Annotated in this window: 15 protein-coding genes and 1 pseudogene; 3 read left to right on the top strand and 13 right to left on the bottom strand. The window is 45.6% G+C overall.

Annotated elements, in window-relative coordinates; all coding sequences use genetic code 11:
- Window positions 1-121: 121 nt before the first annotated feature.
- The 3 genes from POF51_RS08810 to POF51_RS08800 form a co-directional block, all read right to left on the bottom strand.
- Complete coding sequence (locus POF51_RS08810) at window positions 122-1,318, bottom strand: hypothetical protein (RefSeq protein ID WP_271755071.1); 1,197 nt, start codon at window positions 1,316-1,318, stop codon at window positions 122-124.
- A 638-nt stretch (window positions 1,319-1,956) separates the two neighbouring features.
- Window positions 1,957-2,352 (bottom strand): hypothetical protein, encoded by a 396-nt coding sequence (locus POF51_RS08805; RefSeq protein ID WP_139135935.1) that lies wholly within the window; start codon window positions 2,350-2,352, stop codon window positions 1,957-1,959.
- Between the two features lie 85 nt (window positions 2,353-2,437).
- Window positions 2,438-2,575, bottom strand: coding sequence for a hypothetical protein (locus tag POF51_RS08800; RefSeq protein ID WP_170831604.1), 138 nt, complete (start codon window positions 2,573-2,575; stop codon window positions 2,438-2,440).
- A gap of 384 nt (window positions 2,576-2,959) precedes the next feature.
- On the opposite strand from POF51_RS08800, the gene POF51_RS08795 reads away from it, so the two are divergent.
- Both POF51_RS08795 and POF51_RS08790 read left to right on the top strand, forming a co-directional pair.
- Window positions 2,960-3,082 carry a hypothetical protein gene (locus POF51_RS08795; protein WP_271755060.1) on the top strand — a complete coding sequence of 41 codons (123 nt, stop codon included), beginning with the start codon at window positions 2,960-2,962 and terminating at the stop codon, window positions 3,080-3,082.
- A 29-nt stretch (window positions 3,083-3,111) separates the two neighbouring features.
- Complete coding sequence (locus POF51_RS08790; RefSeq protein WP_069849156.1) at window positions 3,112-3,537, top strand: hypothetical protein; 426 nt, start codon at window positions 3,112-3,114, stop codon at window positions 3,535-3,537.
- A gap of 93 nt (window positions 3,538-3,630) precedes the next feature.
- Here the strand turns inward: POF51_RS08790 and POF51_RS08785 are convergent.
- Window positions 3,631-3,876: pseudogene (locus POF51_RS08785) on the bottom strand (hypothetical protein).
- Between the two features lie 248 nt (window positions 3,877-4,124).
- Between POF51_RS08785 and POF51_RS08780 the strand changes: the two are divergent.
- Window positions 4,125-5,093, top strand: a complete 969-nt coding sequence (locus tag POF51_RS08780) for a globin-coupled sensor protein (RefSeq protein ID WP_069849159.1) — start codon at window positions 4,125-4,127, stop codon at window positions 5,091-5,093.
- A gap of 24 nt (window positions 5,094-5,117) precedes the next feature.
- Here the strand turns inward: POF51_RS08780 and POF51_RS08775 are convergent, their stop codons facing one another.
- From POF51_RS08775 to POF51_RS08735, 9 genes are all read right to left on the bottom strand, one after another.
- Entirely contained in the window at window positions 5,118-5,366 is a 249-nt protein-coding gene (locus POF51_RS08775; protein WP_271755046.1) for a hypothetical protein, read from the bottom strand.
- A gap of 112 nt (window positions 5,367-5,478) precedes the next feature.
- A complete protein-coding gene (locus POF51_RS08770; RefSeq protein WP_271755044.1) occupies window positions 5,479-6,009 on the bottom strand; it encodes a hypothetical protein in 531 nt (176 codons plus the stop codon).
- 119 nt (window positions 6,010-6,128) lie between these two features.
- Window positions 6,129-8,204, bottom strand: coding sequence for a DNA mismatch repair endonuclease MutL (gene mutL, locus POF51_RS08765; protein ID WP_271755042.1), 2,076 nt, complete (start codon window positions 8,202-8,204; stop codon window positions 6,129-6,131).
- A 24-nt stretch (window positions 8,205-8,228) separates the two neighbouring features.
- Window positions 8,229-10,817: a DNA mismatch repair protein MutS gene (gene mutS, locus POF51_RS08760; RefSeq protein WP_271755040.1), complete on the bottom strand. Its 2,589-nt coding sequence runs from the start codon at window positions 10,815-10,817 to the stop codon at window positions 8,229-8,231.
- Between the two features lie 88 nt (window positions 10,818-10,905).
- Window positions 10,906-12,195: a putative amidoligase domain-containing protein gene (locus tag POF51_RS08755; protein ID WP_271755038.1), complete on the bottom strand. Its 1,290-nt coding sequence runs from the start codon at window positions 12,193-12,195 to the stop codon at window positions 10,906-10,908.
- Between the two features lie 110 nt (window positions 12,196-12,305).
- Window positions 12,306-12,866, bottom strand: coding sequence for an outer spore coat protein CotE (gene cotE / locus POF51_RS08750; protein WP_017249244.1), 561 nt, complete (start codon window positions 12,864-12,866; stop codon window positions 12,306-12,308).
- A 136-nt stretch (window positions 12,867-13,002) separates the two neighbouring features.
- Window positions 13,003-13,446, bottom strand: coding sequence for a RicAFT regulatory complex protein RicA family protein (locus POF51_RS08745; protein ID WP_017249245.1), 444 nt, complete (start codon window positions 13,444-13,446; stop codon window positions 13,003-13,005).
- 6 nt (window positions 13,447-13,452) lie between these two features.
- Entirely contained in the window at window positions 13,453-14,964 is a 1,512-nt protein-coding gene (gene miaB, locus POF51_RS08740) for a tRNA (N6-isopentenyl adenosine(37)-C2)-methylthiotransferase MiaB (RefSeq protein ID WP_017249246.1), read from the bottom strand.
- Between the two features lie 91 nt (window positions 14,965-15,055).
- Window positions 15,056-15,214, bottom strand: a complete 159-nt coding sequence (locus POF51_RS08735; protein WP_170831605.1) for a hypothetical protein — start codon at window positions 15,212-15,214, stop codon at window positions 15,056-15,058.
- Between the last annotated feature and the right edge of the window lie 11 nt (window positions 15,215-15,225).

Genomic DNA, 15,225 nt, shown 5'->3' with positions numbered 1-15,225 from the left:
AGCCATGAGAAAATCCCCTCCAAGTAGAGTGTACCACCCACCGTCAGGTGGGCGGGCTTTTTACACTGTCTACTCAAAGGGGATAATATCATTCCGTGGGTCTTTTTGGTTGCGAGCATTTCTACTCCTCTATGGTAAGGTTTGCCTGTCTGATCCAGTTCAGCCTGCGGTTATTTAACAAACCGAGATTGTAATACGTAATCGATTGAGCGCCTGCGTCCACCGCAGTTTTCACCCTCGCTGCCAGATCAAACGCTGACTGGATTTGGCTATGATGCAGGGAAAAAGCAGCCCCCAACGCAGCTTCTGGGGCGACAAGCTTCATCGCATGAAACGTATACGCCACCTCATTAACACTGTCTCCATAGGCGAGAGGGACGACACGATCGAGAGTAGCCGCAGCTTTTCGTAATGAAACCCCTTCCCCATAGGACTGATTCACATAAAACGGTGTCGAGGACGGAAAGCCATCCAATGCAGTCCCCTTACTCAGCGCGATTTCCTTCAGGCTCCTCCATAGCCCATCTACCACTTCCAGACGAGTTTGCTGATAGTGATACAATTCCGGGTATTCCAGCAGCAAGAAGGCGAATTCTCTCGTTTCTGCAGATACTTGCGAGATGGAATCGGCTTCCACCATCTGATTGACCAGCCTTGATACAAGCTGTTGGACAGCTCCTACATCGATTCGTTTCGCTTCAGCACGTTCCGTACATGCCCCGCAAAAACAGAAAGAGAGTAACCATTGTAATGATTCTCCTAACGGTAGGAGGCATACTTCATGATGCTCGCCATGCTTCATCGGCAAAAAGGCGGTCGCTTCGATCAAAATCCGCTCTGGCTTGACTTGCTCTAACGTATCTGCAAATAGTGCCTTGGCGTAATGCTGCACCTCAGGCTGCGAAGGACATAACGCGTACGTGTATGTATCCCCCCAAATGTTTTGCACACAAAGATCTGGATGAGCCAAACCTAGCGTAGAATTGTGAAGGCCAACCCACCATGTATGAAACCCCATTCCTGCCCGCTCACAAGCTTCTTTCATTTTGGCAAGAACGCTTGCTTGTGCGATTTGCTCGTGTACGGTCGGGCGCAAACGGTTATACTTCGACCATTCAGGCGTAAACGACACCCCTGAAAGCGGCAGCCTGCGAAACGTTTTGCTTTGCGGGTGAAAAAATCTCCCCTGATGATAGCTGCTATTGACCACCGCTGTATTACATTTGGCACCTTCCAATGTTTGTATCACAGCTTCGATACCACTCTCGGCTATGTCCCACGGATAAATAAACATTCCGACTTGGCGTGATGAACTCATTTCATTTCACCTCGTTTTTGCAAGTAATCATATGTCAGTGTTTGTCTAAAATCAATCTTGATTATTAAATTTTCTGAATAAACTTCTCAAAGAAACACCCCCAAGGAAGGGGGTGTCTGTTACATCACACGCTTCATTATTACAAGGTACAGGGAACGAAATACCTGCACTTAGTGAATTTTCGCGCGGTATTTCATGTATTTAGAGTACGCATTTTTATATGTTTTACTTATGTGCGTTGTCAATTTTGTTGTCACCGTTGTCGCGGTTACTAACCTATCTACTCAATGATATATGACATTACTCCCCACAGTAACTATACTGAATCACGCCCATTTCTGTTGTAACAGAATATGAATAAGCAAATTAATCATAAAAGCTTCGGTCACATGAACCGAGGCTTTTATCTTCTATTTAATGAAGGAACTCATCACTTTTGTTTACTCACTCTTATAATCTGTAAGATTTTGTTTCTGAAATCCTTACTCCGCCTTCACAAATTTTTCAACGTGTTTTGCGCGTTCTTCCTCAGAGGAAAAGGAGAATATTCATCACTAGATGTTGTCTTGTGGACGTGCGTCTTTGTTATGTGGTTCCCAAAAGGGGGCGAGTCTTAAAAATTCTATTCCGTTCATCATTTATTTGGTTATTAGTGAAACAGCAGCCGGTACTTTAAATAACATTATTTTTCCTGTCCACATTTGTGTTGTAACTACAATTTTATTATTACTTTGCGAGAAAAAGTATCCAGCACCATCCTGATCAATCAAAGTCCATCCATTTTTTTTCATCACGTCCAAAAAAAGATCGATTGCCCTCCCTTGTTCAAACTGTGCCCCGTACCATGAAAAATCGTCCTCTTGGGCTACTGTTACTAGATAATCGGGTGACTGTTTAATTAACTCAAAAACTACCTCTTTCTTAACTGAGGAAAATGGGAGTTCTGGATAAAATAAGCCAGGCCAAAATTGATGTATTCCAACGAAAACAAGTAGGGCAATAATCATTAAAATAGCAACTTTTCTGATCATCATTACACCCCAATCATTGAAAGAATGTTAAAAAAATTATAACCCTTACTTAATCAAAACAGTAAGGGCCTCTCATGATTCTTATTGTTTAATTATCAGCCTTATCCATCTCATATCCATAAACATCATAACCTGCATCAAACCAATCCCCAACTGTTGATACTTCTTTTTTATCAATAGAATGCTGGGATAAGTATTGTTCACCATCTCTAACTACTGTAATCATTGCGGTGTGATCTATAGCTCGCGATTGGACACGTTGAGGACGGGTTCGAGAGCCTTCTGCAAAGTATCAGCTACTACGGCGTCCGACAAAGTTATAGAGGGCGTGGGACTCTTCCTAAAACATCATCGGCTGCAACAAAGGGCTTGCTCTTTCGAAAACATGGAAATAGTTGAGAGATTCTGCCATAATGAGGGCATAAAGGAATAGGAGGTGCTGCTCGTGAAAAAGAAGCTACTCATACTCGCGTTTGCTTTCCTTGTCACAGCAATTCCGTCAATGTCACTAAGTCAACCGGAACACCTAGTCATATGGTATGGGGCCGAGCCGGACTGGTAGTTGTCGCAAATCACTTCTTGAATCCATTTTATAGGGGAGGTGCAGACTGTGAAAAAATGGTTGTCTGGACTTGCAACTTTTGCCCTTCTGTTCACCTTTGTTAGCGTCCCGCAAAATGCTGAACCAGATTGGAAAAGAGTCATCATTGCTACCGCAGACCCCGACTGGTAGAAACCAAGTTTTAGGGGGAGTGTAATAGTATGTACAAAAAGGCTACGTTTGCCCTCGCGAGTATCGGTGCGCTGCTGCTTGTTGGAAATAGCGCATCGGCAGCGATTACTCGCGCTGAGTCGTATGTCGCCATCAGCAAGTTGAGCGACGAAGAGGCGAAAAAGGAAGCCCAAGCCTTCGATAATCTACTCACTCAAAGAGCTAACGAGATCGCTGCCGACACTGGTATAGATTTGTCTGGATACGCGCGAATTGAAAAAGTTGACGTTTGGAAAATGGACAAAGGCCTATTCAAAGAGCTTAGAGAGCTGACTAAAACTGAAGTAGGCGATAAAATGCCCCAAATCCATCTGCACGAGTCCGGTGAGAGCCTGTACATACTGAGACAGTACGCGGATGGAACGAACACAGCTGTAGAGTTCGTGCTGGAAAACGGTAAGTGGGAGAAGAAATAGTATAGGTATTAGTAAAGAAACTCGTCCCCTCAAAACAGGGACGGGTTTTTACTAGCTAGCTAAAATAAAATCGACGAATACTGGTGCTGGTAATTACTCGTAACTCACCTTCATAATGTCCAGGAAGGGTATTTTCCCTATCGTTCCGTTTTCATCTTCATGAACTAGTCTCGTACGCGAGTCAAGAACCATGATCCGTCCACGCACTTTCTCAGGCATCCCTCAAACAGTCAACGACCTTTCATCTCCGTCATTTTTTGCTTCCAAGAGCTGAATCCCCCAATCCTCTAATTCAAACTCATCCCTTGTAGGACGCTTTGGCGTAGCTGCCATTGCTATAAAGCCCCTCCTCAATGAATCGTATAGAAATGATTTTCTATCTTCTCGCCATCTGCTTTGTTCCTTTCTCTCCCATACATCTAGTACCTTCTTCCATGTTCTTAATTGAGGGATACGTGTTTCTTCAATATGTCATATTTAGCATATCAGTATATATTTCATAAATATTTCATTTTTATTTAACATTTTATTTTGTTAGAATCTGAAAGAGTTTTACATTACATATAAAGAAAATAGGGGTTGGTATCATGATTGCACTAGATAGTAATTGGAATTCACTTAGGGTGTTCTACGGTCTAACAGAAAAAGATTTAGACCTCTTGTATTCACACAAAGAATTCTTCAACACTCACTCAAAAGAAATCGTAGATTGTTTTTATAAAGAATTGGAAAAACATCCTAACTTGAATCAAATGATTCGTACAAATGTAACTATGGACCAATTAAAGAACATGCAGATTTGGTATATCGAAACGCTTTCTTCTCATGTTATTGATGAAGAATATGTAAACAGCCGAAAACGAATCGGTACAACCCATGCTAGAATTGGATTGTCGGCTTCTTGGTTCTTAGGTGGATACTCACTGTATTTACGTCTTTTTTCTGATAGAATTCAATCGTTAAAAAACTCAACTGCATTTTATCAGGCTCTTATCAAAAGAGTTTTTTTTGATTCTGCAATTATTCTTGAACAGTATATCGGCGACACGATGCGTGAAAATGTAAGCTACCGCCACAATATGGAGCAAATGGCAGCCGAATTGACAGCTACAACCCAGGAAGCGCTTAGAATCTCTTCCTTCTTCACCGATTCTGCAACCAAACTATATGAATACAATGGTGAGATCGCTCATTCCATGAATGTGTTAAAGGAGCAGAATGAGGAGATTGAGAAACTCAGCGGCTTCGTGGCAGATGTTTCTACACAAACAAATCTTCTAGGCCTTAATGCTGCGATTGAAGCTGCTAGAGCTGGAGAGCACGGACGTGGCTTTACCGTTGTTGCTAATGAAGTACGTAAATTAGCCGATAAATCAAATGCCTCATCTAAAGACATTTATCAATCTCTACAGAACATTAACAATCAATTACTTAAAATTGATCAACATGTCTCATTATCAACTGTTTCCGCTGAGCAATTAGATACTACTTCCGAGCAATTATTTTCTATCATCCATAAACTAGATGAAATTTCTAATCGTCTTCATAATCACTAACTACTACTGAACGGCCAAAGGAGCTTATTTCTTTGGCCGTGTTCTATTATGTAGCTCCTTCCTTTCCCACCCTTCCAGGAGCGTCATGGTATCTGGCTCCGACCTCTTCCACTCAATGTATTTCTCTTTTGTGAGGACATCCAATATTGCCATAATGCCCCCTCTATCCCGACCTGTCTTGATACACAATTCATCAACAGTTGGTGTTCTACGCCGCCCTGCCGAATAGTTGCCGACCACTCTTAATACCTTCCGCTCGATATCAGACAACATGCCTATCCCCCCAAAACAAGAACTTATGTTCCCGTTATATGCGAGCACCATGCGTATGTGCAAATAAAATAAACCTCGAACTATCAATATAGATGACAATTCGAGGTTTATTTTATTTACTATCACTAAATATTTGATCATACTTTTCTGCAAATAATTGCTTGTTAATCATTCCTAGACACAATAGACATCCTGAATAAATATATGCTTGAATTATCCACCCTGGAATTGGATAAATCTCGAGAATCCATTTATTAATAGGAATCAATACTAAAGTAATCTTTCCCCCCTTCCAAACCTTTAACTCTAACGAATCCTTATTGGGAACATAACGTAAAGATAAATGAGCATCAGCATTTCTAATATTCCTATTTATTCCCTTCGTTAGGTCGACGTATTTATTGGAAGTTTCTCTATTAAACATCTGAATTTTTTCATAAAGAGTCAAACTCATGAGATTAACTGCACTTTCGTCCATACCATTTGTTAATTTGGCCAACTGTAAACAGGGAACTAGTATCTGGCCGATATATTCAATTGATTTTGAATATGATGTAATAAACGAACTCGCAATTAACTTTTTTTCAGATAGTTTCTTTGCTTCCTTTTGTGAGAATTCCCTCAAGAGATTCAATGCATCCACATGATATCGAACTGCCTCCGAATATCCAGATATCCCTGCAAGTTCGGAATTATCCTCCGTCCCCCTCCAATACGTACTTAAAATTTTGATTGCTTTTTGAGGATTTATTTTAATAGTGTTTAGGTCACACGCTTAAACATTTTTTCTAAGTCATAACCAGTAAAATGAATCACAATCGGCCTGCCGTGTGGGCACGTATACGGACTACTCGTCTTGCGCAGCTGGTTCAGCAAGCTTTCCATTTCAGCATGTGTCAGGAAGCGGTTCGCTTTAATCGAAGCTTTGCAGGACATCATGATGGCAGCTTTTTCGCGCATCAGCACGACATTGGCTTGGGCGTTTTCGCCCGTTTCCAGTACAAACTGAATGAGCTCCTCAATGACCTCCAGCTCAGCCCCTTCTGGGAACCAATGTGGATGCGCACGAACGATAAAGGTCCGTCCCCCAAACGCCTCGATCTCCAAACCAAACGATTGCAAAAGCGACAGTCGCTTCTCCAGTTTGCTCGCCTCTGCTGCCGTATACTCCACCGTATGTGGAAATAGCATGATCTGGCTGGAAATGCCCTCTTCTGCAAGCTTGTCCATGAAATACTCGTAAAAAATCCGCTCCTGCGCGGCATGTTGATCGATTAAATACATGCCTTCGTCATTTTGCGCGACGATGTAGGTGCCGTGTACTTGACCAACTGGGTACATAACGGGAACAGGCGAATCCGTCTCATGTTCATTAGTCGCTTCCAAGAGTGGCTGTGATTGATCGGTACCTGCTGTGGCTGAATTGTCCTCGCCGCTGATTTCATTCGTTGAATGAGGAGCAAGGGATGGAGCCTGGGCAATGTCCAATTGTTCCGGAATCTTAGTCTCATAAGGTTGGAAAGATTCTCTCATGTCCGTTTGATCCAACATAGTTGCCTGCACAATTTCATGCGGGATAGCCTCTACTTTTGCAAACTCCAACTTTTCATAGTTGACTGCCGACTCCTTCACCGTGCCACTCTCAAGGGATGGTGCGATATGAGGCACTACATCCACTTGCTTACTGGTTGTTTCCTGCTTGGCCATCCATTCCTGGAGTCGGGGACTCGCTGCTAACAGTGGCGATTGTGGTGTTTCAGGCTTGCTGATTTGCAGGTCAAACTGCGGTTGTACGACCTGGGTGACGACCTTCGCTTTTGGTTGCGTAGCCATGGGTCTGACAATTCCTAAGCCTTGTCGCAATGTCTCTTTTACCGATTGCTCTATAGCACTGCACAATTCATCTTCTTTACTGAATCTCGCCTCAAGTTTGGCAGGATGTACGTTCACATCGACCAGTGACGGATCCATCTCGATCTGCAAAGCCACAATCGGATAACGGCCGATGGGTAACAATGTATGATAACCGCGCATAATCGCATTGTTGATCGAATAGCTGCGCACGTACCGACCGTTTACCAGTGTCGAAAGGTATGAGCGATTCGCCCTTGTTACTTCCGTCTTCGAAAGAAAACCAGACCACTTATAGTCGAGGGTCTCCCCTGCAATTGGTAGCAACAGCTTCGCTACTTGCACACCGTAGATAGCCGCCATGACGTGCAGCAGCTTTCCATCGCCAGACGTTTGCAAGAGTGTCTTACCGTTATGAGTCAGCAGGAAGGAGATCGACGGATGCGTGAGTGCAAGCCGATTCACATAATCGGAAATATGTCCGACTTCCGTAGCGATCGACTTCATGTATTTCAAGCGCGCAGGTGTGTTAAAAAACAAGCTGCGTACACATACTTCCGTCCCTTTTACAGCGGCTTTATCGGAAATCGTTCCGAGCTGACCACCTTCAATCAAGAGCTGAGTACCTACCTCACTACTGGACGTACTGCTCGTCAGCTCCATGCGCGAGACTGCAGCAATACTCGGCAGGGCCTCGCCACGAAAGCCCAGTGTACGAATGCGGAACAAATCACGAGCGTTGCTGATTTTACTGGTGGCATGGCGCTCAAAAGCCAGCTGGCAATCTTCCCGATCCATCCCTTTCCCATTGTCAACGATCCGAATCATCTCCAGACCGCCTTCCTCTACGTGGATCTCGATTGTCGTTGCACTGGCATCAATTGCATTTTCGACCAGCTCTTTGACAACCGAAGCCGGTCTTTCCACTACTTCCCCTGCAGCAATCATATTGGCGAGATGCTCATCTAAAACTTGAATGGTTCCCATGAGTGCCTCCCCTCCGGACGAACCCTATCGCTTTTTCAATTGCTGTTTCCATGCATATAGCTTCATCATGGCGTCCATTGGCGTCGTTGAATTCAAATCCAGCTCGCGCAGTTCAGCCATAATCGCTTCTTCCTCCGCCGACGTGAACTGTATCGGTTCTTCACGCACCGCAGCAACTGGTGCCGTCCATAGCGTTTCGAGCGACATTTGCACGTCACTCGCTGCATTTCCATTCCCTGCATTTCCATTCGCTTCAAGCCCAGTTAAGATACTGCGCGCCCGTTCAATGACCCAGGTCGGCATTTCAGCCAGCTCAGCCACATGGATTCCATAACTTTTATCTGCTCGACCTTCTTCAATTTTGTGAAGGAACAAGAGCTTTCCTTCCCGTTCTTCGCATCGAGCGTTGACATTCACGACACCACTCAACGTCTCTGCTAACCCGGTCAACTCATGGTAGTGCGTCGAGAAGAGTGTTTTGGCACCGATTTTTTGGCAAATGTACTCAATGACTGCTTGTGCAAGCGCCATTCCATCGTACGTCGAAGTCCCGCGGCCAATTTCATCAAGTAGGATCAAGCTCTTCGCTGTCGCTTTTTGCAGGGCGTGTCTGGTCTCCAGCATTTCCACCATAAACGTACTGTGACCACCTACCAAATCGTCGGCTGCCCCGATTCGAGTAAAGATCTGATCAACAATCGCCAGCTTGGCCTGTTTAGCCGGAACGAAGCAACCGATCTGTGCCATCACCGTAATCAAGGCGATCTGTCTCATGTACGTACTCTTACCTGCCATATTTGGACCCGTAATGAGCAAAACTTGGCGATTCGTCTGATCCATCTCCACGTCATTTGCCACGTATTTTTCGCGCTCCAGAACGGCTTCCACTACTGGATGACGCCCTTCTGTAATGACGTAATCGCCGCTTTCCACAAGCTCAGGACGTATAAAACCGCGCTCGTCACTTACCGTAGCAAATGCCTGAAGAACATCCACAGATGCAATACGCTCAGCGAGATTCTGCAGTCTTGGTATATGCTTCGCGACCTCACTTCTTACCGTTACGAACAGTTGATATTCCAACTCAATCATCTTTTCTTCCGCTTCAAGAATGAGCGCTTCACGTTCCTTCAACTCTGGTGTGATGTACCGCTCTGCATTAGCCAAAGTTTGCTTGCGCTCATACCGCCCCGCTGGAACGTTGGCGATATTAGACTTCGATATTTCGATGTAATAGCCGAACACCTTATTGAAGCCTACTTTGAGTGAACGAATCCCTGTCGCTTCTCGTTCTCCCTGCTCTAGTTGGGCAATCCACGTTTTCCCTTCACGACTTGCCGTATGGAGCTTGTCCAGGTACTCATCGTATCCCGTCTGAATCATTCCGCCTTCACGAACCGATATCGGGGGATCATCCACGAGCGCATGAGCCAAATAGTTGACGATATCCGTACACTCATCCATCCCTTGCGCAAGCTCCATCAATACTGGCGTATTTGTTTGAATCATAAACTGCTTCAGCTCTGGAACAGCTTCCAAAGACATCCGTAGCTGTATGAGATCTCTTGCGTTCGCATTCCCGTAGGAAATACGGCCCGCCAGACGCTCCAAATCATAGACACGATCCAAGCAAGTCCGTAAATCGGAGCGAAGCAGCATGTCACCCTTCAAGGCTTCCACAGCGCTCAAACGTGCCTCCAACTGATCGCGACTGAGCAATGGGCGCTCAATCCATCTGCGCAAAAGACGACCACCCATTGCGGTTTGAGTCCGATCTAACAGCCACAACAGAGAGCCTTTTTTCGTCTTATCGCGAATGGTCTCTGTCAATTCCAAATTGCGTCTGGAAAAGCCGTCCATTTGCAGATACTGCTTTGCTTCGTACTGTTTTAACAGGCGCATATGGGCAAGACTGCGTTTTTGCGTCGTCCCTATGTAGAACAAGAGAGTATTGACCGCCGCTCGCATGGACATATCCAGCCCTTTTGCCTGCTCCGCATATTGACTATCCACCGCAAATGCGTCCAACTGGTTTGCATCCACGACTGTAGATGGCAATGCTGTCTTCGGCAAAATAGCGAGGCCAAAAAAGACGAGCTCCTTGGGGCGATATTGCAAGGCTTCATCCAGAAAAGCCTCTGCTTGTCCCACCAAAGAGGTAACGTACATCTCGCCTGTACTCAAATCACACGCAGCAACACCTGTTCGCCCTTCTACTTGGGCCAACGCTGCCATATAATTGTTTTCCTTATCCGTCAGCCATTTGCCTTCCATCATCGTTCCCGGAGTAATGACGCGTGTAACTTCCCGGCGAACGACCCCTTTGGCTTCTTTTGGATCTTCGACTTGCTCACAAACGGCTACTTTATGTCCTTTTTTCAGTAGCTCTGCAATATAGCCATCTGCCGCATGATGTGGAACACCACACATTGGTATGCGCTCAGAACCACCACCCTCACGTCCCGTCAGTGTAATTTCCAGCTCACGGGACGCAAGAATGGCGTCATCAAAAAACAGTTCATAAAAATCGCCTAAGCGAAAAAATAAGAAAGTATCCGGATAATCTTTTTTGATAGCCAGATACTGTTGAATCATCGGGGTATATTGAGCCATGATTTTCTTCTCCTAGCCTACGAATTCTCGTCGCTATTATATCATGATTGTACGGTAATGTTGACCCTGCATCCAATGGTAGATCTGTTTATGCTAGCTTCCATGTCTTGCGAAGGTCTTCATCCGTTCTCCACGATTGGCTTTCGATTAAAAAAGAAAAGTATCGATCTAAATGAATTCGTGACAGTGTATAGCCTGGTAGTTCCTTTAATTCTTGCCAGACTTGGGCAACGTACGGCAGGAGCTTTTCTTTTTCGCCCTGGTAGTACGCTTTGATGAGCGGGAGCTTTAGATGAGGCGTCGCTTGTAGCTTCTCGTGATTGGTTGCAACCAAATGGGCCAAATGAAGAATACCTCGAGTGACAAGGGGATCAACGAGCCAACTGGGGAGTGTACGATATTCGAATCCATATTCCTTCTCCCTTACATCCCCCAAAAATCCATATCGCTCTCTGCGGCTCATACAGCCTGCATCCTCAATCAGAACAAGGGGAAGAGCCAAGTACGCATCCAATTTTCGCCGAAGAGAAAAAGTAGGGGTAAGCCCGCCAAAATGAATATGCCCGCCGATTGGATAACCTTGAAACGGCATTCCGCCAGCGAGCCATTCGATAGACGAATTCCCTATTTTCTTGTATGCGAGTGCCAGATTATCGTAGATATGCATAAATAATTGATCAGGGTCCTCCGAGGGCGCAGGTCTCAACTCTGCAACCGGGTGCTGATGGAGACCTAATTCTTCCCGATAGCGTGTCGTATCACATCCAACCGTGCCATTAATACTCAGGAAGTCAGAAGCAAGTGCCATCTCTCCTGTGGGCTTGCGTAAAGCAAACTCGGGATCAGCCCCCAAGCTTTGCAGCTTTTGCGGCTGTTTGCGCATCCGACCTTCCCACCAGTCTCGAGCCCGCTGCATATATTCGTCAGCATCCTTGGCTGGCCAATTTGGTTCCACCTCGACGACCTTAAGCCGATGGGGAGAAGCCGCCATGATCGTCACTTGACCCGCATCGGCTCCAGCGGCATACAAACTGCGCGCAGCCAGCCCTTGCACCACCTGTACCTCCGTTTCGGTGGAAGGCAGGGAAACGGATTGCCACTCAGGTTCCTGCATCCGGTGCAGCAGCCATTGTGATTGCTCCTCGCTCCTGGCGATATCTAGTACATAGTCTTGGTAAAGGCAGATCCTATATGTCCGCCAGCCCGGTCGCGCTGCTTTTCCTGTCGTTACAGGTATTCTCCCTTGCCGGAGCAACCAGCGCCCGATTTCTGGACGATGCAAATACGCTACGACTTCTTTAGCGTTAGCCGTCATCGGTTGTGTTACTGGCGTTTCCTGCTTGTTAGCTCGCTGACTCGCCTTTGTGCGTAGAATCATGCCTTCCACACTCCCCCGCTATTCTCTCGTTATCTTATGACTGCGCCCAGAAAAAAGTGTGGATGGTACGCATCCGAAAAAAAAAAAAAAGAGGAGATAATTTCTCCTCTTTAGTCGAGCTCGTCGAGTAGCGTAGCGGAATCAAAGTCATCAAACTCGTCACTGTTATCTTCAAAGTCGTCAACCAGATGGAACTCTTTGTCATCACAACTATTGCAGACAACAACGCACACCTTTGTTTCTCCAATGACCTCTACTGCATATTCGCTTTCAACTCTGACTGTGATTGTGCCACCACCACTTAACTCCGCTTTTATGCACTTCGGTTGCTCCACGGCGCGTGCAACGATTTCCAGATCGCCTCTGCAGTTCTTGTCGAAGAACGTAAGCGGTACGAGTACGGAGAACTTAACAGTTTCCCGCTTGACTTCGGTTTGCGTGTTATTAGCAAACGAAAACCACAGGTTGACGTCATACATACCAGATACTTCAACGGCATCTCCGACTTTCTCTGCTTGGAAGTTCGTGTTTATAATCCAGCATCCGAGGATCGTCGAAGGAGTTTGCGACGGTATGATGGTGTGGGTTGTAGTAGAAAATTTATGGCCTTTGCCGCAGACTGCTTTCGCGATAAGTTCCCGGCACTGTAGATCTTTGTCTATACCCGACATTTCGTTACCTCCTCCATACAACGTTTCTGTACATTTGTATGCAGGGCATTCGACTAGCGTGCAAACAACCACCTTATATTTGGGAAAGTTGTTGGGTACTCATCAATACAGCGCCGGGAAGGCTTTCTATCAAGAATTAGGAGCAGCAGCCACCAGATTTTTTCTTTTCAGGCCCGCCACCCGTCTCTCCAGTCAATGGGTTTCCGCCTGTATCTAAAATAATACGCTCCGAAACGGTGTTCGTGATCACGTTCGTGACCATTTGCAATAGATCATTCACATCGACTTGCGATTGCTTGAATTCCGTCACGATTGGAATGGAATCCAGCTCCTCATGCAATTGGTTGTACTCGCCTTCCACTTTTTTCACCAGTTCCGGCTTGTTGATGGATTCAAACATCACCATTTGCTTTTGCTTCTGCTTCAAGGTGTCAATCAAATCTTGCACACGTTCATTGTGCTTGATTTGCAATTCGGCACGTTTGAAGAAATCGACTTCATTCGTACGCGTGATCATAGCTGCAAGTTCGCGAGCTTTATCAAGAATTTCTTTCTGGGTATACACGTTTGTTTGTTCCATAATGACCTACACCTCAACTTTGGATACGAGTTCTCCGTGGAGTGTCCACGTTTTCGCATCTGTAATTTTTATGTGCACATACTGTCCGATCAAGGATTTGTCGCCAGTGAAATGGACCAACTTGTTCGTACGCGTACGACCCGCGAGCACTTCCGCATTCGTCCTCGATTCGCCTTCCACCAGTACCTCGACAACCTGATCCTGCAGTTTTTTGTTCTGCTCCAGTGCGATGCGAGCCAACACTTCATTGAGTCGATATAAGCGCGCTTTTTTCACTTCCATTGGAACGTTGTCTTCCATGACAGCAGCCGGTGTACCTTCACGTGGGGAGTAAATGAAGGTATACGCAAATTCATACTTGACCTCTTCCACCATCGAAATAGTATCTTCAAACTGCTCATCTGTTTCGCCTGGGAAGCCAACAATAATATCGGTAGAAAGCGAGACATTCGGGATCGCGTCCTTGATTTTGCGAACGAGCTCCAAATAATGCTCACGAGAATATTTGCGCGCCATCCGCTTGAGTACTTCTGTCGAACCGGATTGGACAGGCAAATGGATTTGCTCCACCAGGTTGCCGCCCTTTGCCAGCACCTCGATCAAGTGGTCGTCAAAATCACGCGGATGACTTGTTGTGAAGCGCACACGCGGGATATCAATCTTGCGGACCTCGTCCATCAGGTCTCCAAAACCATACTCGATGTCCTCAAAATCTTTCCCATACGCATTGACGTTTTGTCCAAGAAGCATGATTTCCTTAAAGCCTTGGCGAGCGAGATCACGCACTTCCGCGATAACATCTTCCGGGCGTCGACTGCGCTCTTTTCCGCGGGTATACGGCACGATACAGTACGTACAGAACTTGTCACAGCCGTACATGATGTTAACCCAGCCCTTGGTGTTTCCTTCGCGGAGCTTCGGCATATTTTCGACGATATCGCCTTCTTTGGACCAAACCTCAATCACCATTTCTTTACTGAACATCGCATCACGCAACAGCTCTGGCAGACGGTGAATATTGTGCGTTCCAAAAATCAAGTCGACCTGCTGGTAGCTTTTCAGGATTTTCTTCACAACTTTCTCTTCTTGGGACATGCAACCGCAAACACCGAGGATCAGATTCGGATTGTTATTCTTGAGCCGCTTCATGTGTCCAAGCTCTCCAAATACTTTATCCTCTGCATTTTCGCGGATCGCACAGGTGTTAAATAGGATAACATCCGCATCTTCGACAGAATCAGAGGAGGTATAGCCCATTGCCTGCAAAATACCAGAAATCGTCTCCGAATCATGCTCGTTCATTTGGCAGCCATACGTACGAACGTGATAACGCTTTCCTTTTCCGATGTGCTGCATGTCTTCTGGGATATTAAAATCGTAATGGACTAAAATCTCTTCCTTACCACGCTTTTTCGCATCTTTCAGAGAGGGGGCCTGGAAGTATTTCGCATAGTCTTCCGTTTTCTTTGGAGACTTAACGGATTTTAAGTCCACAGTCGCCTCTTTCGTTTCCTTCATCATGTATCACCTCAACTAAAATCATCTACATAAGTAACCAATAAAGAATTATATCATTTTGGGTGATACAAAAGCTAATGCTTAATAACCATTATGAGGCAAAAAATGTACGAAACGGCGAGAGACCGTGCCGATCATCACTGGGTATTCCCGGTTTGTTAACCCCTGCCCGCTCCAAAAGCGTTCCATCCAAATCAAACAAGCATGCCCTTACCATTTGGAACTCCGTCTTTTTTCCTATTTTCACCATAATATTTTTTC

Source organism: Brevibacillus sp. AG (assembly GCF_028369215.1).
GTDB classification, from domain to species: Bacteria; Bacillota; Bacilli; order Brevibacillales; family Brevibacillaceae; genus Brevibacillus; species Brevibacillus porteri.
The sequence above is the reverse complement of the archived record's forward strand: the minus strand, read 5'-3'. Positions and strand labels throughout refer to the sequence as shown.

Coding starts and splice junctions, on each gene's coding strand:
- POF51_RS08810 (WP_271755071.1), bottom strand. CDS start 1,318: ATGAGTTCATCACGCCAAGTCGGAATGTTTATTTATCCGTGGGACATA.
- POF51_RS08805 (WP_139135935.1), bottom strand. CDS start 2,352: ATGATGATCAGAAAAGTTGCTATTTTAATGATTATTGCCCTACTTGTT.
- POF51_RS08800 (WP_170831604.1), bottom strand. CDS start 2,575: ATGATTACAGTAGTTAGAGATGGTGAACAATACTTATCCCAGCATTCT.
- POF51_RS08790 (WP_069849156.1), top strand. CDS start 3,112: ATGTACAAAAAGGCTACGTTTGCCCTCGCGAGTATCGGTGCGCTGCTG.
- POF51_RS08780 (WP_069849159.1), top strand. CDS start 4,125: ATGATTGCACTAGATAGTAATTGGAATTCACTTAGGGTGTTCTACGGT.
- POF51_RS08775 (WP_271755046.1), bottom strand. CDS start 5,366: ATGTTGTCTGATATCGAGCGGAAGGTATTAAGAGTGGTCGGCAACTAT.
- mutL (WP_271755042.1), bottom strand. CDS start 8,204: ATGGGAACCATTCAAGTTTTAGATGAGCATCTCGCCAATATGATTGCT.
- mutS (WP_271755040.1), bottom strand. CDS start 10,817: ATGGCTCAATATACCCCGATGATTCAACAGTATCTGGCTATCAAAAAA.
- POF51_RS08755 (WP_271755038.1), bottom strand. CDS start 12,195: ATGATTCTACGCACAAAGGCGAGTCAGCGAGCTAACAAGCAGGAAACG.
- cotE (WP_017249244.1), bottom strand. CDS start 12,866: ATGTCGGGTATAGACAAAGATCTACAGTGCCGGGAACTTATCGCGAAA.
- POF51_RS08745 (WP_017249245.1), bottom strand. CDS start 13,446: ATGGAACAAACAAACGTGTATACCCAGAAAGAAATTCTTGATAAAGCT.
- miaB (WP_017249246.1), bottom strand. CDS start 14,964: ATGAAGGAAACGAAAGAGGCGACTGTGGACTTAAAATCCGTTAAGTCT.
- POF51_RS08735 (WP_170831605.1), bottom strand. CDS start 15,214: ATGGTGAAAATAGGAAAAAAGACGGAGTTCCAAATGGTAAGGGCATGC.